General features: G+C 37.1%; 23 protein-coding genes. 12 read left to right on the forward strand and 11 right to left on the reverse strand.

Translation table 11 applies throughout. The features are described from left to right. The first annotated feature begins 375 nt into the window (after window positions 1–375). The 4 genes from WBM60_RS16350 (at window position 376) to WBM60_RS16365 (ending at window position 3,200) form a co-directional block, all read left to right on the forward strand. Window positions 376–657 carry a hypothetical protein gene (locus WBM60_RS16350; RefSeq protein WP_424259729.1) on the forward strand — a complete coding sequence of 94 codons (282 nt, stop codon included), beginning with the start codon at window positions 376–378 and terminating at the stop codon, window positions 655–657. Window positions 658–1,137: 480 nt separating this feature from the next. After that, a complete protein-coding gene (locus WBM60_RS16355) occupies window positions 1,138–1,374 on the forward strand; it encodes a hypothetical protein (RefSeq protein WP_424283341.1) in 237 nt (78 codons plus the stop codon). 816 nt (window positions 1,375–2,190) lie between these two features. Further along, entirely contained in the window at window positions 2,191–2,670 is a 480-nt protein-coding gene (locus tag WBM60_RS16360; RefSeq protein WP_424259727.1) for a hypothetical protein, read from the forward strand. A gap of 269 nt (window positions 2,671–2,939) precedes the next feature. Next, window positions 2,940–3,200, forward strand: a complete 261-nt coding sequence (locus WBM60_RS16365; RefSeq protein WP_424259726.1) for a heavy-metal-associated domain-containing protein — start codon at window positions 2,940–2,942, stop codon at window positions 3,198–3,200. A 118-nt stretch (window positions 3,201–3,318) separates the two neighbouring features. Here the strand turns inward: WBM60_RS16365 and WBM60_RS16370 are convergent, their stop codons facing one another. Next, window positions 3,319–3,564, reverse strand: a complete 246-nt coding sequence (locus tag WBM60_RS16370; RefSeq protein WP_424283342.1) for a hypothetical protein — start codon at window positions 3,562–3,564, stop codon at window positions 3,319–3,321. Between the two features lie 142 nt (window positions 3,565–3,706). Here WBM60_RS16370 and WBM60_RS16375 point away from each other — a divergent pair, with 142 nt between their 5' ends. After that, window positions 3,707–4,477, forward strand: coding sequence for a DUF6090 family protein (locus tag WBM60_RS16375; protein ID WP_424259724.1), 771 nt, complete (start codon window positions 3,707–3,709; stop codon window positions 4,475–4,477). Between the two features lie 95 nt (window positions 4,478–4,572). On the opposite strand, the gene WBM60_RS16380 is transcribed toward WBM60_RS16375, so the two are convergent. The 3 genes from WBM60_RS16380 to WBM60_RS16390 all read right to left on the reverse strand — a co-directional run bounded on the left by WBM60_RS16380 (window position 4,573) and on the right by WBM60_RS16390 (window position 7,063). Continuing rightward, window positions 4,573–5,037 (reverse strand): CBS domain-containing protein, encoded by a 465-nt coding sequence (locus WBM60_RS16380; RefSeq protein WP_424259723.1) that lies wholly within the window; start codon window positions 5,035–5,037, stop codon window positions 4,573–4,575. A gap of 931 nt (window positions 5,038–5,968) precedes the next feature. Next, window positions 5,969–6,337 (reverse strand): hypothetical protein, encoded by a 369-nt coding sequence (locus WBM60_RS16385; protein WP_424277469.1) that lies wholly within the window; start codon window positions 6,335–6,337, stop codon window positions 5,969–5,971. 33 nt (window positions 6,338–6,370) lie between these two features. Further along, complete coding sequence (locus WBM60_RS16390) at window positions 6,371–7,063, reverse strand: hypothetical protein (protein ID WP_424277470.1); 693 nt, start codon at window positions 7,061–7,063, stop codon at window positions 6,371–6,373. A gap of 855 nt (window positions 7,064–7,918) precedes the next feature. Between WBM60_RS16390 and WBM60_RS16395 the strand changes: the two genes are divergently transcribed. Next, window positions 7,919–9,061, forward strand: a complete 1,143-nt coding sequence (locus WBM60_RS16395) for a universal stress protein (RefSeq protein ID WP_424260481.1) — start codon at window positions 7,919–7,921, stop codon at window positions 9,059–9,061. A 326-nt stretch (window positions 9,062–9,387) separates the two neighbouring features. Here the strand turns inward: WBM60_RS16395 and WBM60_RS16400 are convergent, their stop codons facing one another. Beyond that, window positions 9,388–9,537, reverse strand: a complete 150-nt coding sequence (locus WBM60_RS16400) for a hypothetical protein (protein ID WP_424260479.1) — start codon at window positions 9,535–9,537, stop codon at window positions 9,388–9,390. On the opposite strand from WBM60_RS16400, the gene WBM60_RS16405 reads away from it, so the two are divergent. The 3 genes from WBM60_RS16405 (at window position 9,536) to WBM60_RS16415 (ending at window position 12,517) form a co-directional block, all read left to right on the forward strand. Further along, window positions 9,536–9,754: a hypothetical protein gene (locus tag WBM60_RS16405; protein ID WP_424276319.1), complete on the forward strand. Its 219-nt coding sequence runs from the start codon at window positions 9,536–9,538 to the stop codon at window positions 9,752–9,754. The two genes, WBM60_RS16400 and WBM60_RS16405, sit on opposite strands and share 2 nt — an antisense overlap. A gap of 212 nt (window positions 9,755–9,966) precedes the next feature. Continuing rightward, entirely contained in the window at window positions 9,967–10,854 is an 888-nt protein-coding gene (locus WBM60_RS16410; RefSeq protein ID WP_424260475.1) for a hypothetical protein, read from the forward strand. Window positions 10,855–11,188: 334 nt separating this feature from the next. Then, window positions 11,189–12,517 (forward strand): erythromycin esterase family protein, encoded by a 1,329-nt coding sequence (locus tag WBM60_RS16415; RefSeq protein WP_424276320.1) that lies wholly within the window; start codon window positions 11,189–11,191, stop codon window positions 12,515–12,517. Window positions 12,518–12,637: 120 nt separating this feature from the next. Here the strand turns inward: WBM60_RS16415 and WBM60_RS16420 are convergent, their stop codons facing one another. Further along, window positions 12,638–13,708 (reverse strand): nuclease-related domain-containing protein, encoded by a 1,071-nt coding sequence (locus WBM60_RS16420; protein WP_424260471.1) that lies wholly within the window; start codon window positions 13,706–13,708, stop codon window positions 12,638–12,640. A 98-nt stretch (window positions 13,709–13,806) separates the two neighbouring features. Then, the gene (locus WBM60_RS16425; protein ID WP_424278881.1) at window positions 13,807–15,144 is read right to left on the reverse strand and encodes a hypothetical protein; all 1,338 of its coding nucleotides are present in this window, start codon (window positions 15,142–15,144) and stop codon (window positions 13,807–13,809) included. A 358-nt stretch (window positions 15,145–15,502) separates the two neighbouring features. Here WBM60_RS16425 and WBM60_RS16430 point away from each other — a divergent pair, with 358 nt between their 5' ends. Together WBM60_RS16430 and WBM60_RS16435 are read left to right on the forward strand one after the other, a co-directional pair. Next, a complete protein-coding gene (locus tag WBM60_RS16430; protein WP_424276321.1) occupies window positions 15,503–16,960 on the forward strand; it encodes a BspA family leucine-rich repeat surface protein in 1,458 nt (485 codons plus the stop codon). A 236-nt stretch (window positions 16,961–17,196) separates the two neighbouring features. Next, on the forward strand, window positions 17,197–18,066 hold the full coding sequence (locus tag WBM60_RS16435; protein WP_424260465.1) for a DUF808 domain-containing protein: 870 nt from the start codon (window positions 17,197–17,199) through the stop codon (window positions 18,064–18,066). Between the two features lie 130 nt (window positions 18,067–18,196). Here WBM60_RS16435 and WBM60_RS16440 read toward each other — a convergent pair whose 3' ends face one another. After that, complete coding sequence (locus WBM60_RS16440; RefSeq protein WP_424283343.1) at window positions 18,197–19,300, reverse strand: acyltransferase family protein; 1,104 nt, start codon at window positions 19,298–19,300, stop codon at window positions 18,197–18,199. 126 nt (window positions 19,301–19,426) lie between these two features. On the opposite strand from WBM60_RS16440, the gene WBM60_RS16445 reads away from it, so the two are divergent. Further along, window positions 19,427–20,206 carry an SDR family NAD(P)-dependent oxidoreductase gene (locus tag WBM60_RS16445; protein ID WP_424283344.1) on the forward strand — a complete coding sequence of 260 codons (780 nt, stop codon included), beginning with the start codon at window positions 19,427–19,429 and terminating at the stop codon, window positions 20,204–20,206. A 57-nt stretch (window positions 20,207–20,263) separates the two neighbouring features. Here the strand turns inward: WBM60_RS16445 and WBM60_RS16450 are convergent, their stop codons facing one another. From WBM60_RS16450 to WBM60_RS16460, 3 genes are all read right to left on the reverse strand, one after another. Next, window positions 20,264–21,076 carry a carbonic anhydrase gene (locus tag WBM60_RS16450; RefSeq protein WP_424276324.1) on the reverse strand — a complete coding sequence of 271 codons (813 nt, stop codon included), beginning with the start codon at window positions 21,074–21,076 and terminating at the stop codon, window positions 20,264–20,266. A 200-nt stretch (window positions 21,077–21,276) separates the two neighbouring features. After that, a complete protein-coding gene (locus tag WBM60_RS16455; protein ID WP_424283345.1) occupies window positions 21,277–21,990 on the reverse strand; it encodes a DUF6090 family protein in 714 nt (237 codons plus the stop codon). Between the two features lie 296 nt (window positions 21,991–22,286). Further along, on the reverse strand, window positions 22,287–23,084 hold the full coding sequence (locus tag WBM60_RS16460) for a DUF6090 family protein (RefSeq protein WP_424259072.1): 798 nt from the start codon (window positions 23,082–23,084) through the stop codon (window positions 22,287–22,289). Window positions 23,085–23,357 lie beyond the last annotated feature (273 nt).

A 23,357-nucleotide genomic window follows, 5' to 3' on the forward strand; every position in this document is an offset into this window, starting at 1 on the left:
TATTCAAAAGAATGCAGTAATAAAAGTCCTCTCTCAAATTGAGAAACCGCTTTTGCGTTTCCGGTTACCTCGAGATTAACCATTCCCAAAAATTCGGTCCTGGGCTTATTTCCTTTACATCCTATCAACAATATTGATACAACAATAAATGCAACTGTTTTCATTCACTTTCCAAATTTATGACGTTACCTCCTGAATATCAGAGTGTACATTAAAGATACTATTTTTAAACGGGGGAGCGACGCAAGCTCATTATATAGGCTGTTTAAGGAAAGGCGTAAGGTTCAAAACCGCTGTATGATATAAAACAAAAAATTTGAACCTAAGGAACTTTAAACTATATTATGCACTATTAAATGATTTAAATCCCAATACATGAAAACACAGACCTTACTAGATGCCATACGCTTTATAGATACCCATGAACCTACAAAAGCATATATTCAGGAACATGAAGCTGCCCCTAAAAACTTTGAGATTTACCAAATTTCGGCAACGGTAGGCAACTATGAGGAGGGTATAGTTCGGGTTTTGATAAATTTTGCCAAAAGGGCCAATGCAAAAGGGCTGAATGAGGATGTTTTTATAGACATTCAAGGCAATGATCTCACCGATTTCAAAATTATAAAGATCACCCCGGTTGAGTTTCGCCCCTGATCCAATAAGGCTTTTCCAAAAGGTGTTGCAGCAACCTATCTGACCAAAAAATTCTGCTATTTGACAGCTTGCCAACTTAATAGGGTTCTGAATTGTATACCTTATTTTTTATGTTTTCCCACCAATACAGATCCATCCTTTTCATTGATTTGATACTATCCTATTGGTCCATTTCAACAAAACTTATTTTGTGGTTTCCTAAACCAGGCAACATTCAAATCTCGTCCGCAATACCAACCGCACAAATTATCAAAACATGATGCTTATCATTTTACTTTATGTTCTTCCTGCGTACTATTGATATCAGATTATTATAAGTCCCCCAGGGAAATCATTGCAGTTAGTTTTTATGGGGATTCCTGTAACTATTTTTTCTCCGTATCTACTATACTTAATATAGCATAGTTGTGGTTTGACCTCAACCGAATAGAAAGGATATCCGGAAAGCATAACTTACTTTAATCATATCAATAAGTAAAGATGAAAACAGCACTATTAAAAGACTTAAAAAAGATGTATCCGATACATAAAGGGAATGGCTTATATTATTTGAAATATCAAGAGCCTGCTTTATTTAAATTTTTAGCACCTGACGCAGAAATTATAATGACCAATAAAAATTTAAATAAAATAATTGCCGAAAGGAGAAGAATAATAAACTCCTATATGAGATTTAGAAGAGAACAACAAACAAAGAGTGTGTTATTACAACAATAGTCCTATACCTCGCAATGCCGCTCTTAATTTCATATAATGATGAGGTACTTACTTTAGTTCAGGAAGGGTATTTATCAGTAAACGCAGAAATTATAAAACCACTTTATTAAACCAATAACTATTCAAAACACGTAAAAAATCAGCATTAACTTTATACAATGTTAGTGACAGTTTATGATTATTTCTTCAATTTCTGCTTTAACATATCTATTTTTTCTTGTGAATAATCATTGTGCCCAACTTCTAAAGCTTTGGTGAAAAATACAAGTGCCTTGATTGAATCTTGTTGTGCTAAATAGCAATCTCCCATAGAATCATAAACGTTTGAACTTTTGGGGTAATTCTATATATTCAAGTTAAATAGAGCAGCGGCTTTGTCGAGCTTATCAGAATCACCCATTAAGCCATATCCTAGTGAATTTATAAACGATTCCGGGGGAAGAGTTTCATATCCGAAATGGACAGAAACATTCTTATAATGAGAATCAATTAATTTGAGTAAGTCATCAGCTGAGAGTGTAGAATTTGGATCAAAAACTTTCTTGCCGTATGATGGTTGATCGGCTTGTTTATGCCTGCGACCCACCTATTTCCTTTAGATAGGAATTGATCTTTTGGTTGCTGAACAAGTTGATGAAGTTGAGAAGCTGCTGGAAAAGATCGAATAGGAGGACGAAGTGCATCACGTTTTCCACCCCCTTCAGCAGTATTAATCCCGGCAAACTGACCAGTATCATTGCGGACAGCAGAAGATCTTAATAAATTTATTGGTGTAATCAGAAGGGGAGTTGTGCCCTTCTTTCAAAATTTATCGCTATGAAACCATTCACATATCTTTTTTTGATCTCGTTAATTTCTCTGACTTTCTCCTGTAGTGATGATGATCCCGAAGACGTACTAACCAAAGATGGTCCGTTCGAGATCAGCGAACTCGCCGGAACCTGGGAGGCCACCAAAGCCCAATTTAGTGTTAACACCGTCTCCGTAGACGTAGTCGAGGACGGTGGAACTGCCCGCATGTCTGTGCAATCCAATGGCCGCTTTACCCTCACAATAGATCCCATAGATAGAGATGCTTATACGGTAAGTGGAGAAATGTTCTGGGAGGAGTGGCAGCAAACATTTTACTTTGCCATTGCCTGGGATGCTTACCCTGATGACTGGGATACCTACGGCCACACCTATGACGTGACAACCCTATCCTTTAATGGGGGTGCAGATACCGGAGAATACGACTTTAACAATGACGGGGATATGGAAGCGTGTTCGATCCATTTCATCTTTGATCGTTCCTGAGAAGTAGGATACTATTCCCTTCTGAATATTTTCTTAAGCGCTATAAGACGATAACGGAAAGGAATTAATGTTTAAATGATATGATAGAAATTAGTGTATATTAGCGTTGTTTTGTTCTTCAGTATAGATGCCTTATTTAATCATCATTAGGTTAATAATTATTAATTTAACCATAAGAAAGCAACAGAAATATTATCCATTCTTATTCTACTTATTAGCTGGCCCAGTTTGAACAAGATATAATCATTAAAGAATAAAAGACACAAAATATGAGCTTATTATCAGAAAATTTGATACCAGGAAATCACGGAAAAATATTTGGAACTAACGCTAAAGAGAATACTGATTTAGAAAGAATTAAAGATAAAGTATTGTCTATAAAAGGAATAAAAGATGTTATTATTAATTCGGAGGTATATCCAAGGGAATTCACAATCCATACCACTGAATTGGTTAAAGTTAAAGATATCGAAGATATCGTTATAACTACTGGTTTTCACGCTATCCCTAAAGGTGTATTTGAGCTTTAACAGCCAAAATTCTATGAGCCAACATCGAAGAAGAAACAAGAATTTAGGTTTAGCTGAATTAATAGCCATTGCTCTGGGAGGAATGGTTGGTGGAGAAATTTTTACCATACCAGGCATATCAGTTTGTTTGATGATTATATTCAAATCTCCTTAGGAATATTGCTATACCTATCCAGGCTGTCACCTTCTTTGAAAACTCCTTTACCTCTGATCTCATCCAGTTTATCGAAGGACGGAAAGCAATCTGATCATACATCTTATCCTTCGAAATCTTTAAACTGGAATGCCCTAATAACTCACTTACTATCTCCATAGGAACATCATTGTAAATCAGTACCGTAGACACAAAGGTTTTTCTTTCCATATTTAATTTTTATTACCTTAGGAAGTACAACCAACCAATAAACCAATGATTAAATTCTTTAGAGGGCCGAACGATAAGCAAAGGTCTGGTAGACCTTTGATAGTGAGGAGCCAGCTGAGGCGCGGGCATTAAAAATAAAACTATGTTTAAGTTTTTTAGAAAAATCAGATTTGACCTAATGGAGAAAAACAAAACTGGAAAATACCTTAAGTATGCCATTGGTGAGATTGTGTTGGTAGTCATTGGAATTCTTATTGCGCTTCAAATAAATAATTGGAATGAAGAACGGAAAGACAGGATTGAACTTGATAATTATCTAATCAAGATTGCAGATAATATTGATCAGGATATTAAGACCCTTAATAGATTACAGGTCAGACGCGATTCTGTATTCATTAAAGCAAAGAGATCGGCAAAGCTTCTTATGGAACAAGATTTTACCAATTTTGAAACCATGATTGGTGGCGTACGATGTTTCTATGAGTTTTCTTTTAGCGCTAATAAGAGCGGATACCAAGCCCTTAAAAATTCACAATTTTTGGGAAGAATCAAAAATCCATTAGTTGATAGTTTATTGACAAAATATTACGCGAGAGTTGAGTCGATAGAGAAGTCTGAGAATAGCTATAACACATTTATAGAAAAAATGGAAGTCGAATTAAATTCAACTATAGATTACACACCAATGTTCGAATTTATACAGTCACGCGAATATCCTGATGAACATGAAATTGATTTTGAAAATCAGGAATGGATCAAAAGAAATCAAGAGGAATTAATGCCTTTTCTAAAGAGTAACGCATTCAAATCGGCAGTATTTAGAACTGCGCTACAAAATGATAATTATCATAGGTTAATTCAGACTGGAACCGCATTGACAAAGGAAATAAGAGAAGGAGTGAATATTAATTGAGATTTAATGATAAAAGGGCAAAATAGACCTCCACCCAAATGAAATGAGCTGCACAAAAACAGAGCTTTACAACTTCAAATAAAGAAAACCCGGATTTATTTCCAATTTTCAGTTTTAAGGTTCATAGTCGCTATTAAAATGTCCTTTTGAGAAATTTGCCCGACCAATTTACCATTTTCAACAATTGGAAAACGTCTTCGTTTGGCTTCCAGGAATTTATTGGCGGCATCAAAAATATTCATGTCTCCGTCAATGGTTTCAACATCTTTAATCATACTTTGCTCCACCTTGCCATCATCGAGAGGCATATTATAATACCTGCTCTTACTTATATGACTAATACAGTCACCCTCGGAAATAACACCAACCAACTCGTTATCTTCATTTACCACCGGCCCTCCAGAAATTTTATTGGATATTAGTATTTCAATAACTTCTTTCATAGACTGCTCTGGCTTAAAAGTGATTAATTTCTTTGTCATAAAATCACTTACCTTAAAAGGTATTTTATCCCCTGATGGCTGTGACATTCTGGGACCTTGAAAACTTTTAATTCCCATAGTATATGTTTTTTGTATTTCTTTAAGTTACTCTATCTGGGAAAAATAACCTAAAAAACAGCAAACTTTTAAGTAAAAATTCACATTGTACCGTCTGCGAGTACCTGATTATCAGTATGCTATAATTGGCAATTTCAGCCAGGGCATACGCTAAGATTAACATGTACCGGGTTGTGCCTTATAATACTTTCAATCGACCCATTTAGGAATTTAAACAGCTCTTTATAAAAACCCTGAAATTTTATGCCTGGGGTAAAAAATTAAAATTCCAAAATCCAAATTCCAATGGTACTGTAGGATACTTTGCTATTTGGTGCTTGTTATTTAGAATTTAAAAAACCTTGTTTTTCAAAGAAGGCTTTTGTCTTGTGGTCCCTCCTACATTAGATTTCGGACGGAGTGGTCCCACCTTCATTTTATTTAGGATGGACAAGCCCGGCTTAAAGAATGTTCAACTCACGCAGGATGCTAAGGTTCGTGGAGGGGGATATACGAGATATTAGAATAACAGTAATTAAACAATTACCCCTGTATTATTACAGTTCCCATTATCTGGCCGTTTAGTTTTATAATATTTCGTAATATTAAAATATGTTTTGGAGCCCCATATGTTAAATGACCCTGCAGTCCATTTGTGGCGAAAACCCCCATTTTCACAACCATCCATTCGCGAAAAGAAGCCAAATCCTGTCTCAGTGAGACTTATCCAAACATATTCCCATTTATCGACCGATCGAGTCTTTCGGCATGGGTACGGAATCCCCCATTTCTTGCATTTTCCCCAATATCTTTCAGTAACATTTACTAGTAACGCCATAATATAGAGTATTACATTATTATTCTAATTGACCAGATAAAATTCTTATTGCTTAAAAAATCACATTTGTATATTTAATTTAAATAAAACAATACTTGCAAGAACAGTTGAATTCTATCTCTTCAACTTAGGAAGTAATTTATTGGCTTCTTCTAAAAATTTCTTTTTAATTTTCAATCCTTCATCTTGAGAATAAGATCTAGAAGAAGAATGTGATGCCTGAAAGTTTAAATTGGGTGTTTGGGCACAATCCTGTTTTGCCACATCATCAAGTTTTAATTGACCAGTGTCCATGGTTTTAGGGGTATAATCCTCATTTTGAAGATGTATAACAATTCTGTACTTCGCTTTATCCAGCGCAAACTTTCCAAAAATTATCGATTCATCAGGATTTGATTTTGTTTCGCTTTTTATTTTTAGTTCCTTTAAGCAGTTTTCCAGCTTTGAAACTACTTCTTGTTCCATTTTTTTATTTGTTGCCATCGGATTTTTTTTATGATTAATACTTCAGAAACTTCATCGAGGAAGTAATGCTAGTGAACATCTTCTATTAACATCTACCGCTCCACTTCCCGTTGTGTCACCACTTCCGGGTAGCAGATATACCAAATCAAATCTAAAACCTCCAAAAATTGCAAGGGCGTTATCAATTTCTGTTTGTAAAGTTGCCATACCGCCAGGTATACCTCTTCTTAATTGATTGCTTATTTCGCCAGTACAAAAAGGACCGCCACCATTGTAGTCAAAGCTCCATCCATCGACACTTGCCCTTAAATTTCCTCCTACGGTAAGGAAAAACCTTAAATAATAGCTAATATTTCCATTTGCATCAGTACAGTACCACGGAGTATCAACATGGAAATTAAAGAATAAACGTACTAATAAATCCAAATCATTTCTATCAGGTCTCGAGCTATAGTATGGAACATATTTCCACGGAATCCAACCTGCGGATATCCCAGAAGTTCTGTTGGCACTACCGCCTAACATAGTATCAATTAACCCCCTTATTCTTGACGTATCTACTTGAGGGGTTAAATCAATTACAATTTCTCTATCTTCTCTTTCCCACACGAGAGTGCTGTCTTTTGAGCCTATATTCGCCCAGTTAATCCATGCCCAGCCACCAGTCGGATGTTGGATACTTAAAAAGGTAGTATTTCCCCTAAAGTCCGGATCTTCAAACCAATAATTTGATAAAACAGGCATAATTTCTATAATTTAAATGTTTATAGAAATAAATGTAGTATTATTCGTTTATTATGTGTAGGATTATTGTGTAGTTAGTTTAAATAATTGTATAACCCGCTATTAATGAATAAATATCTTAATATGGTCCCCACGCTGCTGCTGGTGTATTACCCGTACCACAATCCCCTCCTTGCCTGTACAAACTAAATGGGCATTATTCACTTTATTAAAAAAGTTCAACCCTGTTTTCTAAAGAAGACTACGTACGCCTAATACATGTTTAACACCAGCAAAATGCTAGAGCTGGCGGGGTTTTAATCATCTATGATTTAAATCATAGGATGCTATTTATTGTAGCATCAATTTTGTGGGAATAATAAAACCATTTGATATGACTTTCTTAATTACAGCAGTAGCAGGAACGATAGCAATAATATTATTTGTCTCAATCGTAGAGAGTGTTTATGATTACTAAAGTTTAAGCATTCTTTTGATTCCAGATTTCCATACCATTTTCATCTACCAAATCAAAGGCAGCTATCTATTGCCATAGTTAGGGATTCTTTTGCGCCCGGCTGGCGCGGACGTCACGCCCGTACGCCAATCACCTAATTGCCAAAGGCAAATTTTTGGTTATTGTTATTGAAGGTAATTCTAAGTATGTTATTTATGCAATAGATATTTACTTCGTTGAGGTTATTTGGGATAATGAGACGGATGAAATCATAGGCAAAGGACAATTTTGTAGATAGACGCAAGGCCGGCTAATTTGATGCTTAACACGAGCAAAATGCCCGCGCTGGCGGGGGAAACAAAATTAAACACAATATCAAATAAATAGAACAATTAATTAAATCCCTTAATGAAACAAAAATGAAATTAATTAAGAACATTTTATTGGCAACAGATTTTAGTAAATCATCCGAGTATGTTTTAGAAAACGCAATAGACCTGGCGAAAATATTTCAATCTAAAATTACCCTCATATATGTATTGCCAAATAATATTGAAAATAAAAAAGCAAAACAATTACTTAAAGAGTTTTCAATAAAGCAGTTGGACTTGATAAATGAGAAAATAAAAAAAGAGGATGTCAAGGTCTCAAAACCAATTCTAGCGTATGGGGATTTTTCTGATAAAATCATTCAAACGGCCGAAAAAGTACATGCAAATATGATATTCATAGGAGCAGGCGAGAAATTAAAAGACAATGTTTACATATTAGGTTCAAATGCCGAAAAAATTATTAAAAAAAGTAGTAAGCCTGTGTTTGTTGTAAAAAGCGGGAAACAATTAAGTATAAATAAAGTATTCTGCCCTGTCGATTTTTCTGCTCAATCAAAACGTGCGCTACAAAATGCAATTACTTTAGCACACAGATTTAAAGCTGAACTGGTAATATTTTCTGTTTATGAAGTATCTCATTTATATTCAATAAGAAATAAAATCAATTTTGAAAAGCAAATTGAAAATATACGCAAAGAGCATCAAAAAGAGTTCGACTTTTTTTTAGAAAGTTTCAATTTTACCGGTTTGGATGTAACAAAAGAAATTGAACAAGGAGTTCCTGATATAGAAATACTTAAAGCTATTGAAAAGCATAATTCTGACTTGTTGATTATTGGAACAACTGGCAAATCAGGTATCAGTAAGATTTTAATGGGTAGTGTAACAGAAAAAGTGATCAGGAAAATACCAAGTTCTTTTATTACTTTAAAAAATGAAAATGTTATTATATTAGAAATAGAGTCCAAAATCAGAGATATAGAAAATCACTATAATTTAGCCCAACAACTTTTTAAAGATGGATTTTTTGAAGAATCCATAAATGAGTTTAAAACTTGTCTGAACATTAGTTTTATGCACTTGCCTTCTCTAAAAGCACTAGCTAATGCTTATAAGAAACTAGGAGATACAACTAATGAAAAAAAATACAGGGATATGAGGACTCAAGTTATAGGCAAAATGTATAATGAAAAAATAGAATCTGAAATTAGAAGGTTTAAAGGCAAATAGGCTAATATTTTATGCACAAGACCTAATATCGTATATGAAAAATAGCGAATAAAAGACAGTCTGCGCTGATGAATTTTTGCTTTCGCAAAACCAAAACAATAAGCCACCTTAATTGAATACGTTACATTGCTTCTGCCCTTAAATGACCCAGATCATTTCGTGGACGCTGTGGCAGCAGGTATCGGGAACAGCAATGGAAAATAATTAAACGGAATAGGTTATAAATACCAACCAGGTTATTGCCCAGGTTTGTTGCAGCTTATTTTACAACTATTTGACAACTTTCCAACTTAATGGGGTTCCGAATTGTATGCCTTTTTAAAAATTTAGTTCTTTATTTTGTTTAAATAATTGGATATTGTTTTAACCTCAGAATCATCAAATCTGGGTTCAAAAGAATCTATATAGCTATTTAACTCCTTCACTTTTTTGATGGTAACAAACTTGAACTCTTCTTTGGGCTTATTATTAATCATGGCCACAATATTCCATATAGGTAATTTCTTCTCCCCCAGGCTGGCGCGGGCATCACGCCCGTATGCCAATCACCTAATTGCCAAAGGCAAATTTTTGGATATTGTTATTGAAGGTAATTCTAAGTATGTTATTTATGCAATAGATATGTTCTTTGTTGAGGTCATTTGGGATATTGAGACGGATGAAATCATAGGCAAAGGACAATTTTGCAGATAGACGCAAGGCCGGCTAATTTGATGCTTAACACGAGCAAGATGCCCGCGCTGGCGGGGGAATCATTCCCGAACAAACATTTTATGTAACATAAAGCTTAGGTAATCGTCAAAAAGGAACAACCAAAACATTCACAAGATCTGTTGTTGCTCTCATAATAGCTGCTAATAACCAAATCATAGCTTTCAACAGAAAAGAATTTAAAAATTGGAAATATGATATTAGTTCAAATATTTTTTGCATCCCTGATAATAGGCCCAATAGTATGGGGGATAGTCAATTGGTTTAAATATAAAGGTCTTACCGCTCCTAAAGTTGCAATCCACTACCCTACTATGATTAATTCTGCCGTATTTTTTGCACTGGCATTCAATATAATTTTCTTTCTGCAAGAGGTATTTCTTGTTCTTGGTAAAAAGGCGCTTGGACTACAATCTTTTCTATACCATAACAATCATACCTGGGTGGGAGAACATCCCATGACTTCATTGATGCAGGGTTCAGGAGCGCTGGCAATTTTCTTAATCGGATTGATCTGTTTGGCGATTTTTCAATTTATTCGAAACTCCGGAAGTATTTGGAAACTATTCATATTGTGGATGGCTTTTCATGGACTCATGCAATCTATTCCACAAGTGATAATCGGGTATTTAAGCCCAGGCACCGATGTGGGTGAGGCGCTTGTAGGATATTTGAAACTAAGTGAACCCTTGCTGATAATCCTGGCAATAGTAAGTGCCATTGCTATGGCCTTGCTATGTATTTGGTTTAGCAAACTTCTGCTGGAATTTGCTCCCGTTGATGCCGTTTTAAACAATCCCAAAGTGAACCTGAAGTATGTCCGGTATATCGCCGTAGGAGCAGCTATTATAGGCAGCATCTTTGTTGTGCCTTTTAGAATTCCTCCAATGGGTCAGGCGGCTACTCCTTTTATCGTCTCTGCTTTTTCAATTCCCTGGATATGGGCTGCCACAGCTCGTAGCAGACCCATAAGACATGTTCCCAATAGAATAAATGAGAAAGTATATTGGAGTCCTTTCATAGTACTTCTGCTGCTTTTTATTTTCTTTAGATGGGCCCTGGTCCCCGGGGTGGAGTTTTGATAGATAGTGCCGGTTCATCAGGCTGGGTTCATTTGCTTGGCTAATCGACCAGAACAGTCCCGCTCCTGCATTGTATTTCGGACGAGTACCTCCGGATTATAGCATATGCCAGAGGAACAAGATGCCTGTCTGCCGACAAGGCAGGCTCGCGCTAGCGGGGGAGGAGAAAGGCATATGATTTATATCAGTAATTTCTTACTTAGCAAATTCTAAATTTGTGAAACAACACCTATAATTCAGAGTACATCATTGCATCAAATAAAGATTAATCCTGCAATTATCCAATAAACGAAGGTGAACGATTTCGTTATAGGCAACCAGAAAATTAAAAACTATGAATCGAAAAAACATTATGTTATTTAGCCTGTCATTATTGATCATCCTTTCTTGTGACAAAAATTCAGAGGAAATAACACTAGACGCCCAGACTTATTCTCTTGTACAAGCTATAGATCAGGAGCTTTCCCCTCTTACTATTAATCCATTGAATTGGAGTGATAATGAATTGGGTTTTTTAGATCCGATTGCTACTAAAAAGATCATTGCCTTAGGTGAAGCTACACATGGGACGGCTGAATTTTTTAATGCCAAACATAGAATATTCAAATATTTAGTTGAAAACCATAATTTCAAAATATTTGCTTTTGAGGCAGATTTTGGAGAATCATTATTAATTAATGACGCTGTTCAGAGAGGTGCATCAAATGAAATTGAGGAATTAATGAAAACCAAAATGCACTTTTGGACCTGGAGCACTGAGGAAGTAAAGAATCTTCTTTTGTGGATGTGTGAATATAATCTCGACAAATCGAAAGAAGAGAAAGTGCAATATATGGGGGTTGATTGTCAATTTAACACCTTCCACCCAGGTATGTTAAAAGACTACTTGAAAATAACTGATGCTCCTTTCTTTTCCAGTGCAGAATTAATTCTTAACGAAGCCGAGACGGCCACAGAAGCGGGTTTTGCTTCTTATTCAAGAGAGGCATTTGAAAATTATCTTCAAGAGATAGATGCGCTGAGAGATTCAATTGCCAATCATGAAAATGAGTTCATTGAAGTCAGTTCAGAGAAAGAATTTAAGCTTAATGTAAGAATCTTAGAAGTTATCAGACAAGTATCAGAAGTAAAATATTTCCAAGGCGATTATTCAATAAATTATCGTGATCAATACATGGCTGAAAATACAGCTTGGTTAAATGAATATTTTGATGGGAAAAAAATTGTCTTATGGGCGCATAATTGGCATATTGCAAATAGTCCTAATTATGGTGGAGGCGGCTCAATGGGATATCGTCTCACACAAGATTTTGGCAATGATTATACTACCATTGGTTTTCTTTTTTCTCGAGGCTCCTTTACTGCTTTTGGGCAGGAAGGAGGGCAATTTACTGAACTTGGTGAGCACGTAATTAATGTGAATCCCAAAACAAATTCACTCAATTTCGTGATGTCTCAAAGTAAAGAACCGGTTTTTGCACTGAAGATCGCGGATTTACAAAAATATAATGAGTGGAATGATGCCTTCGCCAATGGCATAGAGGCTTTTGCAATAGGTTCTGTTTTTAACAATAATCCTAAGGATTATTACTTTGAGTTTAATCCTACTTTCTTTGATTACATAATCTACTTTGATAAATCAACGGCTTCAGTTTTGCTATAATCACGAGCTATGCTTATAACAATAAATAAAATGAATTGAAACTCATTTTTTAGAGAAGCCTAAGGGCGACTTATCTAATGTTCAATACGAGCATGATGTTGGGATTGGGGAGTATTAGTTTTATATTTTCCTCAAATGTTCTGCAATTCTACTGACCTCCGAATCATCAAATATGGGTTCAAAAGAATCTATGTAGCTATTTAACTCCTTTAATTTTTTTATAGTAACAAACTTGAATTCTCCCTTCGGCTTGTTATTGATCATTGCCACAATATTCTTGATGGGTATTTTCTTATCCCCCCAATGATGACTTCTAAGAATACGGCTTGCTCCTTGTTCTCTGTTATTAAGTATGACAAAAAGAGCATAACTGGTGCGACGTATTTGGCTTATTGGAGATCTCATATCTAAGCGAGCAATAGATTCCTTACTCCAGTTTTTGGTCTCTATATTAAAGATCCCGGCATTGGTTACTAAGAGATGATCTATTTGAATACTAAATATGCGGTCATTTTCCTTTTTGTTATAAATAGGTTTTTCGAAGACTAGTGAAAAGTCATTAAAGAGCACATAGGTATCTGATAACTTTTTTAGTTCTTTCTGTACCAAGTTTTCTCCGATTGCTCCTGCAATTAGAGGGTTTAAATCAGTGACTACATTCTTTTTATATTCAAGCTCTTTAAACTTTGATTCACAACGGCTTGAAATAATGGATTGCCTATTCGCCGCAAGTGCATTTATCTTTTCCCTTATTGGTTTCAGGCTTTTTCTTGATCTATAAGTCTGAATACTTATGATAAAATTAAAGCTCTTTTCTAGTATAAACTTTACCCCCAATAAGAATTGGAGTTGGTACCAGTAGGCTAATTCCATTATGGCATTTTTGGCCCGGATAGATGATAGCCTTTCGCACTTCTGTCTTAGTTTGTTTATTCTGCCCTTGAGTTTAGTTTCCGCACCATTTTTTAAAGTATCATAATTTCTTTGGAGGATATTGCCCTTTACTTGGATTATGTCTAGTTCCAGATCAAAATCATGTTCAATCATAAAGAAAACTTCCTCTTTTTCGTTCTCGTAGTTCTTAATGAAGTCGTTAAGATCGCCTGTAGAATTAAATTGAGTAATCCCTTTTTGGTCTAGGATCTTTCTTATTTGCTTTAAAGTTTCTATTTGTCCGTAAACTAGGGCCATAAAGAAATATTCATTTTAAACAAGTACTTGCTTCCCACATAAAAATGCAGGTGTCATGCCTATACTGCATTTACATATTGACTTGAGAGGGCTAAATCCTAAATCACTTCTGATCCTTGTTCTAATTTAGGCGCAGGTCGTTTCCAATTAGACATATGTTGAACTATTCCTTCGTAAAAATCTAGCATCATTTGTTCAATGAGTACTATGAATTTCTTGTTGCTTGCAAATCCTGCTCCGAACCCATCAATCATTCCAATATGAAAAGCATTAATATCCTTTCCTTTTGATAATTCATTTAGCGTGTCTAATTCAGACAGTTTAACCTTTAGGTTGGTATTTGCATATTTTATATCTGCTTCTACCCAAATATAATCCTGTATTTTGGTAAAAACCGCCTCATCTCTCTTCTTACAATTTTCTAGTTGATTGCCAATCCATGTTATTCTGGCTATTGTTCCCTTGTTCATTGGAGGAATTACTTTTACCGACATTGCTACCATTCTTCTTTCAAATTCAGCAATTATTTTTATATCGGACACAGAATCCTTTACTATGAGAGATCCACTTAAATAATTATCCTTCACAACTCTACTAATATCCTTTTTAAGACTGTCCTGGTTTTTAGCAGGTGTTTTGACTAATACTCCCAACTTTCTACTTAGCAATAAAGCCATATCCTTTTCCTCCTCGTACCAACTCAGTACGGCATCCTCTATGTATTCATCTGATGTTTTTAAAGGCTTTTGTGCACGAATACTTTCTGAAAGTTCTTTCCACCCAGATTTCATTTGAGTGAAACCTTTAATCCCAGAGACGGGACTTTCAAAATAATGCAGTACTTCTCGCATTATTTCAATTTGATCTTCATCTTCAATAAGTATGTCTTTCTTAAATAATAGTAATTGTCCTTTAGTGATCAGATAGGTCCATGAAAAATGAGATAAAGCAATACACTTTGGTGTTTTAATCCTTAATGGGGAATGAGATGGGTCTGCTACAAATTCATTAGAGATAGTAACTAATTTCTCTACTTTAAGTTTCTTACAAATATCTAAATAAGCTTCAATTTGGTTTAGTTCTAAACCATTGTTCTTATTCTTCATTTCAAAGAAAACTGCATCTGTAATAATGCCCTTGGAAACGACTATAATGAGACCATCTAAACGCGACTTATTTATTTCTGGAAAAGTAGCTTCGGTATAGAAATAAAAACGTCCGGTCCTGCTTAATTTTAGTTCTTTAAAAATGCTGTCACGAAATTCTTTAACTAAGTGGATTGTGGATAGAAAAATGGATGTCAATGCCATTTCGTCTCCCGTTTTTAATGTTGGAATAAGCCTTGCTGGTTGCACTTGTATTTGACCTGTTTTTACAAAACAATCAAAATCTTCCTTTTTAAGACCAACCAGTTTAGTGAGATTCTTTTTAATCATGGTAAAATTCTGTTATAGATATCATCAAGTGTCCAACTAATTAAATCGAAATAAATTGAATTTTATTGCACTAGATCATAAGGCTATACAATTAAAGGCGAGCGCCCGTACTCTAAGTATCTCTTTGCCTGAACAAGCTAAGTTTGCATTTCGGCTACTTCTTAAGACTAGTTTAAACAATATTCAACACATGCAGGATGCCAGGGCTGGCGAGGAATTAAAAAAGCCTTTGACTAGCAAAGAGTCTTCGCTTTGTGGTCACACTTACTTCGAAAATGATTAAGGTCATTGTGCATGCTTGAAGGGTATTCTAAATTTGTAAGATTTCTTTTGTTAAATCTATATAAACCTGTAGAAAATGAAAAAAATTCTCAGATTATCCCAAATGGTTCCTGTAATAATCCTTCTTCTTCTCGGTTGTACAAAGGATTCTGACGACGAGACAATAAGCTTCACCATAAATGTTTCCATTACCCCATCAGGTGGAGGAACAGTTTCTCCTTCGAGTGGAACCTTTGATGAAGGAACTGTTGTAACCATGGAAGGTATCCCTTCTAATGGGTATTCGTTTGTTGAATGGACAGGAAGTGTTCAAAGTACAGATAATCCTGTTACCATAACAATGGATTCAGATAAGAACATTACAGGTATTTTTGAAATATTAGATTCAGACGAAGATGGGATAACTGATGATTTGGATACCTGTCCTGATACCCCAAGTGGAGAACAAGTTGATGAAAATGGGTGTTCTTTAACTCAATCTGATTCAGACGAAGACGGGGTAACTGATGATTTGGATACCTGTCCTGATACTCCAAGTGGAGAACAAGTGGATGAAAACGGGTGTTCTGATTCTCAGAAAGACACCGATGAAGATGGAGTTACTGATGACATTGACCTATGTAGTGATACTCCTCAAGGTGAAAATGTTGATGAAAATGGATGCCCAACGCCATCCCCCATTTATTTGGATGAAAATGGTGTAACTATAAAATGCTACGAATGGGGGGAAGTTGGCGATACCGGTATAATTGATAATATTATTTACAAAGTAGTTGACGAGACTAAGCTGAGGGAGATGGTTCAAAATGAAGAGGATGTTACCACAGTTTGTACAACCAAGGTTACTAGTATGATTGGATTGTTTATGGGTAATTTAAGTGAATTTAACTCGTTTAATCAAAATATTAGTTCCTGGGATGTAAGTAATGTAACCGATATGAATACTATGTTCTTGTTGTCCTCTTTTAATCAAGACATTAGTTCGTGGGACGTTAGTAGTGTCACCAATATGTCAGGTATGTTCTCCTTCGCCCCATTTAATCAACCCATCGGAACTTGGGATGTTAGTAGTGTTACTACCATGAAAGGAATGTTCTCAGTTTCACCCTTTGATCAACCAATTGGAGATTGGGATGTTAGTAATGTTATAGATATGTCCAATATGTTCCAAGGGTCGCAGTTCAACCAACCCATAGGTAATTGGAATGTTAGTGGGGTTACGGATATGTCATATATGTTTGCTGGTTTTCGGTTCAACCAGGATATAAGTTCGTGGGACGTCAGCAGTGTAACTAACATGAAGGGAATGTTTGTGGGAAGTTGGGGACTGGCTAATGTTAACCCGTTTGATCAGGATATAAGTTCCTGGGATGTAAGTAAGGTTTCAGATATGAGTGAAATGTTCAAAGAATCCAATCTAAATCAAGATTTAAGTAGTTGGAATGTAAATAGTGTCATCAATTGTGATGGATTTAGTGAAAACACTCCTCAATGGGTACTTCCAAAACCGAACTTTACAAATTGTACGCCCTAAAAGTTAATAATAATTTGAACAATTAATAAAAAAACCCTTGATAATCAGGGGTTTGTTCTTTGTAGGCCCTCCCACCCCTTCGTTTTACTTCGGAGGGCAGGCCCTCCTATTTCCTTTAATGGAATCCATGAATGCTACACACGTACATCAAGGTAAAGTGATAAAAAAAATTAGTGGCTGCTACCCAGCAGTACAAATGCCGCGAAGCCTTATATTTGAACCCAAAAAGAAGCACTATGGCCTCAGGATTTTTTGCCATATTAGATGACGTAGCAACCCTATTAGACGATGTGGCAACCATGGGCAAGATTGCGACCAAAAAAACCGCAGGTATTTTGGGGGATGATCTGGCAGTGAATGCTGAAAAAGCCTCTGGCTTTGTTTCTAAACGGGAACTCCCCGTAATTTGGGCCATCACCAAAGGGTCGTTGCTTAATAAGCTTATTATTCTCCCCATTGCTTTTTTGTTGAGTGCCTTTGCCCCCTGGGCAGTGACCCTTATCCTCTTACTTGGGGGCCTGTATCTTGCCTATGAAGGGGCAGAAAAAATATACGAATTCTTTGTTCCTCATGAACACGCACATATCCCTTCAGATCTTCAGCCTGTACAAAAAAGTGACATCCTCGAAATGGAAAAAACAAAGATAAAGTCGGCCATCCTAACCGATTTTATTTTATCCATTGAAATTGTGATCATAGCACTGGGAACTGTGCTGAACAAACCCCTGATTACCCAAATCCTTGTGGTATCGTTTATAGCGTTCCTTGCTACCGTTGGGGTGTATGGGCTTGTGGCGCTTATAGTTCGTATGGATGAATTCGGCGCCCGTTTGATTCGTCTGAATGGGGAAGACAACAGTATATCGGATAGTATAGGGCGGTTTTTTGTGAATGCCCTGCCGTGGGTAATCAAATCACTCTCCGTTATTGGAACCATAGCCTTATTGCTGGTCTCGGGTGGGATTTTTGTACATAATCTGCCATTCCTGCACAACCTCTTTCCTTCCGTTCCGGATTTGCTTGTTGAATTTATAGTAGGGCTTCTGGCCGGATCTTTGGTGCTTTTCTGTGTTAAAGCAGGGAAGAAGCTTTTTGTAAAAAAATAACGAAGATTTTGGTATTGTATTCGTTTTTCTAAATAAATTAAGAGAAGATGATTTATCCCGGAATTGATGCCTGGATTCCTTCGCTACATAAATGAACTTAGGGTTGCAGAATTTTAGTTGCCTAAACAAATCAAATCTTTATCAATATTTTCTTTTTATATAACCAATAGCAGAGATACCATAAAAAGAAAAGGACAACAGCACTCAAAATAAGCATTGCGTTTAACGCTCCCGTCCATCCAAAAATGGCATTTGAAAATGGTAGTACTATAGTCCGGATAAGATCTGCTCCGCCAACATGGGCAAAGAGATAGATAAATAAAGGGTTCATCCCCACAATGGCGAAAAAAAGAACCCCTTTTTGGTATTTCTTAATATCTATCAGCCAATAACACAACGCCAGTGCCAATACAGACCATCCGCCACTGGCAAATACAAAAGTACTGGTAGAAATACGTTTAATTATTGGGGTAACCGGGCTAAGTCCGTATCCAATGATCAACCCCAGGATACCCGCAACAATTAAGGTTTGCATCTTTTTTTTGTTCGATTGGTCACTCATTAACAATCTGCCGGCCAATACCCCCCAAATGGTATGCGCTGTTGTAGGAATGGCATTGAACATTGCCCAATGACCCCCATCTTCCTGTCCAGCAATAAGAATATTGAACCAGGCCCCAAAGTTCTCTCCGGGAACAAAGGCTTGGTTAAATCCTTCTATGGGGAAAAACCTGTAAAGTCCTTCGGTGATAAGAATCAGGAATACCGAAAAACCCAGCTGAACCGCAGTTGGTTTCTTCATGATCAGAAAGGCCAAAATATAAGTTACGGACAGCTGTGCAAGCACATTTTGAAATCTATACACAATTTTTCCGTCATCAATGCAATACAGTGCCCAGCCCAGGACTAATAGCATAAATGCTCTTTTCAGGGCGTGCTTAAATACCTTGTTATAGGAATCACCCCTTGCAATTCTCTTGTTAAAGGATAAGGGCATGGCTACGCCCACAATGAACATAAAAAACGGTTGAATCAAATCCCAAAAATGCAATCCTTCCCATTTTACATGATGAAACTGTTCGCCAATGGCATATAAAACAGATTCTTCAAGCTCGGGTGCTACCATATTCGCAAACAGATGTGAGAACTCCGCAATAAGCAAAAACATGGTTAAACCTCTGTAAAAATCAAGTGAAAGCAGTCTATTATTGATTTGTCGCGGCTGTTTGTTCATATTGTATAAATGTACTAAACAAATGTAGGCCTGGTTGGGTCAAAGTCAGCTAACAAAAACAGGCTGCATAGGTTTAAAAAAAAGGATTAATTTTAAAGGATCGGTTGTTAAGGTAAGAATTTAACTATGAAAAAATCTGAACAAGAATACCCAAATTTCAAGCTTAATGGTAAGGTGGCTATTGTTACGGGGGCGGCCCGGGGTCTTGGAAGGGCATGCGCACTTGCCCTGGCACATGAAGGTGCAGACATTGCTTTAGGTCTGAGAGATGTAACTACTGCCGCTGACCTGGAGCAGGAAATTAAGGCCATGGGCAGAAAGGTGATCCGTTTGCAAATGGATGTTTCTGATCTTCAGCAAATTAATGCTGCGGTTAGCCGGGTGGTTAAAACTTTTGGCAAGATAAATATCCTTGTGAACAATGTTGGTATTGCCCCCGACAATCCTGCTGAAAAGGTAACCGAAAAGGATTTTGATAATACTGTCAATCTGAATTTAAAAGGAACTTTTTTTACGGCACAGGCTGTGGGCAAACAAATGATCAAACAGGGATCTGGCCGCATTATCAATATGAGTTCACAGGCCGGTTTTATTGCCCTGGAAAATGAGTCTGTTTACTGTATGACCAAAGCAGGGGTTAACCACCTTACCAAAAACCTTGCTTCGGAATGGGCGAAGTATAATATAAACGTCAATGCTGTGGCGCCAACCTTTATAGAAACGCCGGGTACCGAACCCTGGTTAAAGGACAGGGACTTCAGACAAAGTGTATTGGATAGGATCCCCCTGGGCCGTATTGGCAAACCTATGGAGGTCGCTGGTGCTGTGGTGTTTTTGGCATCGGATGCCGCCTCACTGATAACCGGGGAAATAATGGTTATTGACGGGGGATGGACCACCAGGTAGTTGGTTTTGAATATTCCTGTTGTTGTTTCTGTATCGTATAATTAGACATTGGGCCCGTTAATAATTGTAGGGAAAATCATACCTCTTAACTACCCTGCCATTAAGGGGTTGTTCCCCCCTGTAATTATTCAGGGGCATAAGGCGTTGCAGCTCTTTCACCTGTTCCACGGAAACGGTAATGGGCTCCTTGAAGATGATCCAGGTTACGCCTTCCGTGCAAGGCGGGGTAGTGAAGGAACCCTGGTATACGTAGTAGTCGCGGCTCCGGGGCAGGTTGAGGTTAAGGTCGAAACTGGCATCTATGATCTTGGTCTCCCCGGGATTGAGGGGCAGATATTGCTCCAGGAAAGTAAAGGGCTCACTGCTCTCCCCTTCTACTGCCATGATAGCAAAGACCGCGATCTCATTGGCGGCATTAACGTGGACCATATGCATCTCCAGGGGATACCTCACCCCGTTCAGGGTATGCTCTGCCGCCTCGTGGAAGTGTATCTGTTTGAGGTCATAACGCACATCTCGCAGGGAAATGTAATCCCCTTCTTCAAAATTATACTGTATGGTATGGCCATTGTTGGTGACCTCATGGATACGCACTTCCCCATAGTAGTGCAGGTCTAACGGGCCCAGGGAGGGGTCCACTTCGGCCTGGATGTCGATGATGTTCACGGGCGATTGACGTTCTCCTCCGCAATGGGAGCGACGCTCGAGTTCAGCCCAGTGTTCCGGGCCGTTCTCCCCGGTGTACGTCCAGTGCACTTCTTCTTTTTTTACCAGGTCTTCCCCGGCATCTTCGTTTCGGGTATGTGCGGCATCCTTACAGGAAACCAGGGCAAGCAGAATGATTCCCCCCAGGGCGAACGGTATCTTCATGGTCTGTACTCAGTTTTGAATTTCCGGCTACAAGGTAGGAACTAAGCTTCGCACGAGATATGATAAAAGTCAGAATTTGCAGGATACTCTTGAACCAGGGGGATCAAAAAATCCAAATTGCATCCCGATAGCTTCTCCTTCGTAATACTATGGAGAAGGAGCAATCGGGATAATGGCTTATATTTGTTGATAGCGATTCGCTATTGTTTTTTCAATTCTGTTTTTATCATTTTGTCCAGTGAAACAAATGATTGCTGCCATTGTTCGTACCATTTGATTTGTTCCTTTCTATTCTCCTTAGAGGTTTTAAGTATGCTAATGAACTTATTAGAGTTTCCTAATTGTTCGTAGTCAAAAGGTTTCATTTGAGCTCGCATTGCAACTATTTCGAATAATTCAGTTAAAACGGGAGAAGCCGTGTTAAAGAAATATTCTTCTTGTCTTTGTGTCAGAGTTTCCATCCAACCAGCATCATATATGCCAAGTTCTTCTCGAATAGTGTCATTAGTTACCAGATTTGTGCCATACGTTTTAAGGCTTTCATATCCTGCATTGTTGAATACCGGACTGCACCATTCCAAAGCTCTTGAAAAATGAAAATCTAAAGAATCATTATAAGGTAGATTTTCATCTAAATGTTTTAGTATTATATCAGCAGATATAATGGCCTTCTTATTGGCTCTTAAACACATGTTTAGCTGAAAGAAATTTCCTTCCATTGATGTTTCAATATCCTTTAGAATCTTATATTCAAATTGTTTTAGTTTCCTGTCCTCATTCCAATTATTGATCTGCAACGCAATTAATATACCAATCACTACCAAAAGCACCTCCCCTATGGCATACATAAGGTATTTTAAAGGCTTGCCATCGTCTGCGAGTTTTTTGCGAAATCGTCTAAAAAAATTTAGCATAGTTTTGATATTAACGCCAACGCGCCATCTGGCCCATTCGCTAAAAACATTCACTGAATGTTTTCTTAACGCTCTGTCCTCTAAAAAAATTAATCATGAAAAGGAAGTGGTTGTTTGTTCTTCCTAAGGTAAGGAATTTTTGTATGTGACCTTAAATCGTATTTCTTAACCCCAAGCCAAAAGTAAAAACGGGAAAAATGGTGTTTGCTTATTTAAACTCACAATTAAGAAAGACTTAGGGGGGGTTACCATAAATAGAAGCCAGCAACTTATGGAGTCGGTTGGCTTTTACAATTTCACCGCTTTTGATTTTCCATTTCCAAATCCTGAATTAATTGTTCCAGATGCTCTATCATCCTATCCGAAATATTGGACCTATAAGCCGATTCGTCAACTATATTTATTAGTATGGCCCTAATTGTAGGTTCGGAAAGAAGGACTTCAATGGGTTGATCCAAAACGGCTGCCTCTGAATAGGCAAATCCCTTGGCTGTGAATGTTTTTTTTAACATTTCCGTAGGATTGGTGTCCCTGTCATCGCCTTCGAATGTAAAGTAAACTGCATCATAATAGTCAAGAATACGTGTCTTAAGTTCTTGATTTTTAAAATGAGCTAATAACCCTGTATTTTTAAATTCTTCCATGGTGTTAATTCTGGCAGTCATATGAATATATCTAAGTAACCACGAAAAACTCCTAATTATAAAAATTTTATCATAGGTTTCAGGAACAGGTCCACCAAATAAACCAGTTTCATTCAATACAGGGATTTCACCTGCTTCAGCAAAAAGGACAGGATCTTTGCCAGATCCATACTGTTCCATCAGATACAGTACTGAGTGCACACGAAAGGCGTGAAACCCACGAACTTCAGCAAATGACAGTTTATCCCTCTTAAGGTCTAATATTAATGCACCCACTTGCGCTTTAATATTTTCCTGAATGGTATTTTGTTCATTCCAATTATTTATCTGCAAGGCAATCAAAATTCCAACAACCACCAGCACAATCTCTCCGATTGCATACCTCATGTATTTCAAAGGCATGTTATCGTCTGCTAGTTTCTTACGTATGCGTCTAAAGAAATTGATCATAGAAAGGAGGTGGTTGGTTGTTCTTCCTAAGGTAAGGAATAATTATACATGACTTTAAATCATGTTTCTATATTCAATACGGTTGATTCGTTTTGGTAGAAATCGTGAGACTAGTTACAAAAGTCAAACAATATTCATTTTACGTAAATATGCATTAAAAAAAGGAGTTACATTTTTTGTAACCCCTTGAGAATCAATGTGGTCCCCCCCCACGCCTTTGTTTTACTACGGAGGGCAGGCGGACAGGTACTCCAGAGGCGGGCAGGCTGGGTT

It is taken from the genome of Eudoraea sp. (genome assembly GCF_049669105.1).
GTDB lineage: Bacteria > Bacteroidota > Bacteroidia > Flavobacteriales > Flavobacteriaceae > Eudoraea.

What these genes read in the sequence shown, in the direction of transcription:
- WBM60_RS16350 (WP_424259729.1), top strand. Translation starts at nt 376, where the DNA reads ATGAAAACACAGACCTTACTAGATGCCATACGCTTTATAGATACCCAT.
- WBM60_RS16355 (WP_424283341.1), top strand. Translation starts at nt 1,138, where the DNA reads ATGAAAACAGCACTATTAAAAGACTTAAAAAAGATGTATCCGATACAT.
- WBM60_RS16360 (WP_424259727.1), top strand. Translation starts at nt 2,191, where the DNA reads ATGAAACCATTCACATATCTTTTTTTGATCTCGTTAATTTCTCTGACT.
- WBM60_RS16365 (WP_424259726.1), top strand. Translation starts at nt 2,940, where the DNA reads ATGAGCTTATTATCAGAAAATTTGATACCAGGAAATCACGGAAAAATA.
- WBM60_RS16370 (WP_424283342.1), bottom strand. Translation starts at nt 3,564, where the DNA reads ATGGAAAGAAAAACCTTTGTGTCTACGGTACTGATTTACAATGATGTT.
- WBM60_RS16375 (WP_424259724.1), top strand. Translation starts at nt 3,707, where the DNA reads ATGTTTAAGTTTTTTAGAAAAATCAGATTTGACCTAATGGAGAAAAAC.
- WBM60_RS16380 (WP_424259723.1), bottom strand. Translation starts at nt 5,037, where the DNA reads ATGGGAATTAAAAGTTTTCAAGGTCCCAGAATGTCACAGCCATCAGGG.
- WBM60_RS16385 (WP_424277469.1), bottom strand. Translation starts at nt 6,337, where the DNA reads ATGGCAACAAATAAAAAAATGGAACAAGAAGTAGTTTCAAAGCTGGAA.
- WBM60_RS16390 (WP_424277470.1), bottom strand. Translation starts at nt 7,063, where the DNA reads ATGCCTGTTTTATCAAATTATTGGTTTGAAGATCCGGACTTTAGGGGA.
- WBM60_RS16395 (WP_424260481.1), top strand. Translation starts at nt 7,919, where the DNA reads ATGAAATTAATTAAGAACATTTTATTGGCAACAGATTTTAGTAAATCA.
- WBM60_RS16405 (WP_424276319.1), top strand. Translation starts at nt 9,536, where the DNA reads ATGGCCACAATATTCCATATAGGTAATTTCTTCTCCCCCAGGCTGGCG.
- WBM60_RS16400 (WP_424260479.1), bottom strand. Translation starts at nt 9,537, where the DNA reads ATGATTAATAATAAGCCCAAAGAAGAGTTCAAGTTTGTTACCATCAAA.
- WBM60_RS16410 (WP_424260475.1), top strand. Translation starts at nt 9,967, where the DNA reads ATGATATTAGTTCAAATATTTTTTGCATCCCTGATAATAGGCCCAATA.
- WBM60_RS16415 (WP_424276320.1), top strand. Translation starts at nt 11,189, where the DNA reads ATGAATCGAAAAAACATTATGTTATTTAGCCTGTCATTATTGATCATC.
- WBM60_RS16420 (WP_424260471.1), bottom strand. Translation starts at nt 13,708, where the DNA reads ATGGCCCTAGTTTACGGACAAATAGAAACTTTAAAGCAAATAAGAAAG.
- WBM60_RS16425 (WP_424278881.1), bottom strand. Translation starts at nt 15,144, where the DNA reads ATGATTAAAAAGAATCTCACTAAACTGGTTGGTCTTAAAAAGGAAGAT.
- WBM60_RS16430 (WP_424276321.1), top strand. Translation starts at nt 15,503, where the DNA reads ATGAAAAAAATTCTCAGATTATCCCAAATGGTTCCTGTAATAATCCTT.
- WBM60_RS16435 (WP_424260465.1), top strand. Translation starts at nt 17,197, where the DNA reads ATGGCCTCAGGATTTTTTGCCATATTAGATGACGTAGCAACCCTATTA.
- WBM60_RS16440 (WP_424283343.1), bottom strand. Translation starts at nt 19,300, where the DNA reads ATGAACAAACAGCCGCGACAAATCAATAATAGACTGCTTTCACTTGAT.
- WBM60_RS16445 (WP_424283344.1), top strand. Translation starts at nt 19,427, where the DNA reads ATGAAAAAATCTGAACAAGAATACCCAAATTTCAAGCTTAATGGTAAG.
- WBM60_RS16450 (WP_424276324.1), bottom strand. Translation starts at nt 21,076, where the DNA reads ATGAAGATACCGTTCGCCCTGGGGGGAATCATTCTGCTTGCCCTGGTT.
- WBM60_RS16455 (WP_424283345.1), bottom strand. Translation starts at nt 21,990, where the DNA reads ATGCTAAATTTTTTTAGACGATTTCGCAAAAAACTCGCAGACGATGGC.
- WBM60_RS16460 (WP_424259072.1), bottom strand. Translation starts at nt 23,084, where the DNA reads ATGATCAATTTCTTTAGACGCATACGTAAGAAACTAGCAGACGATAAC.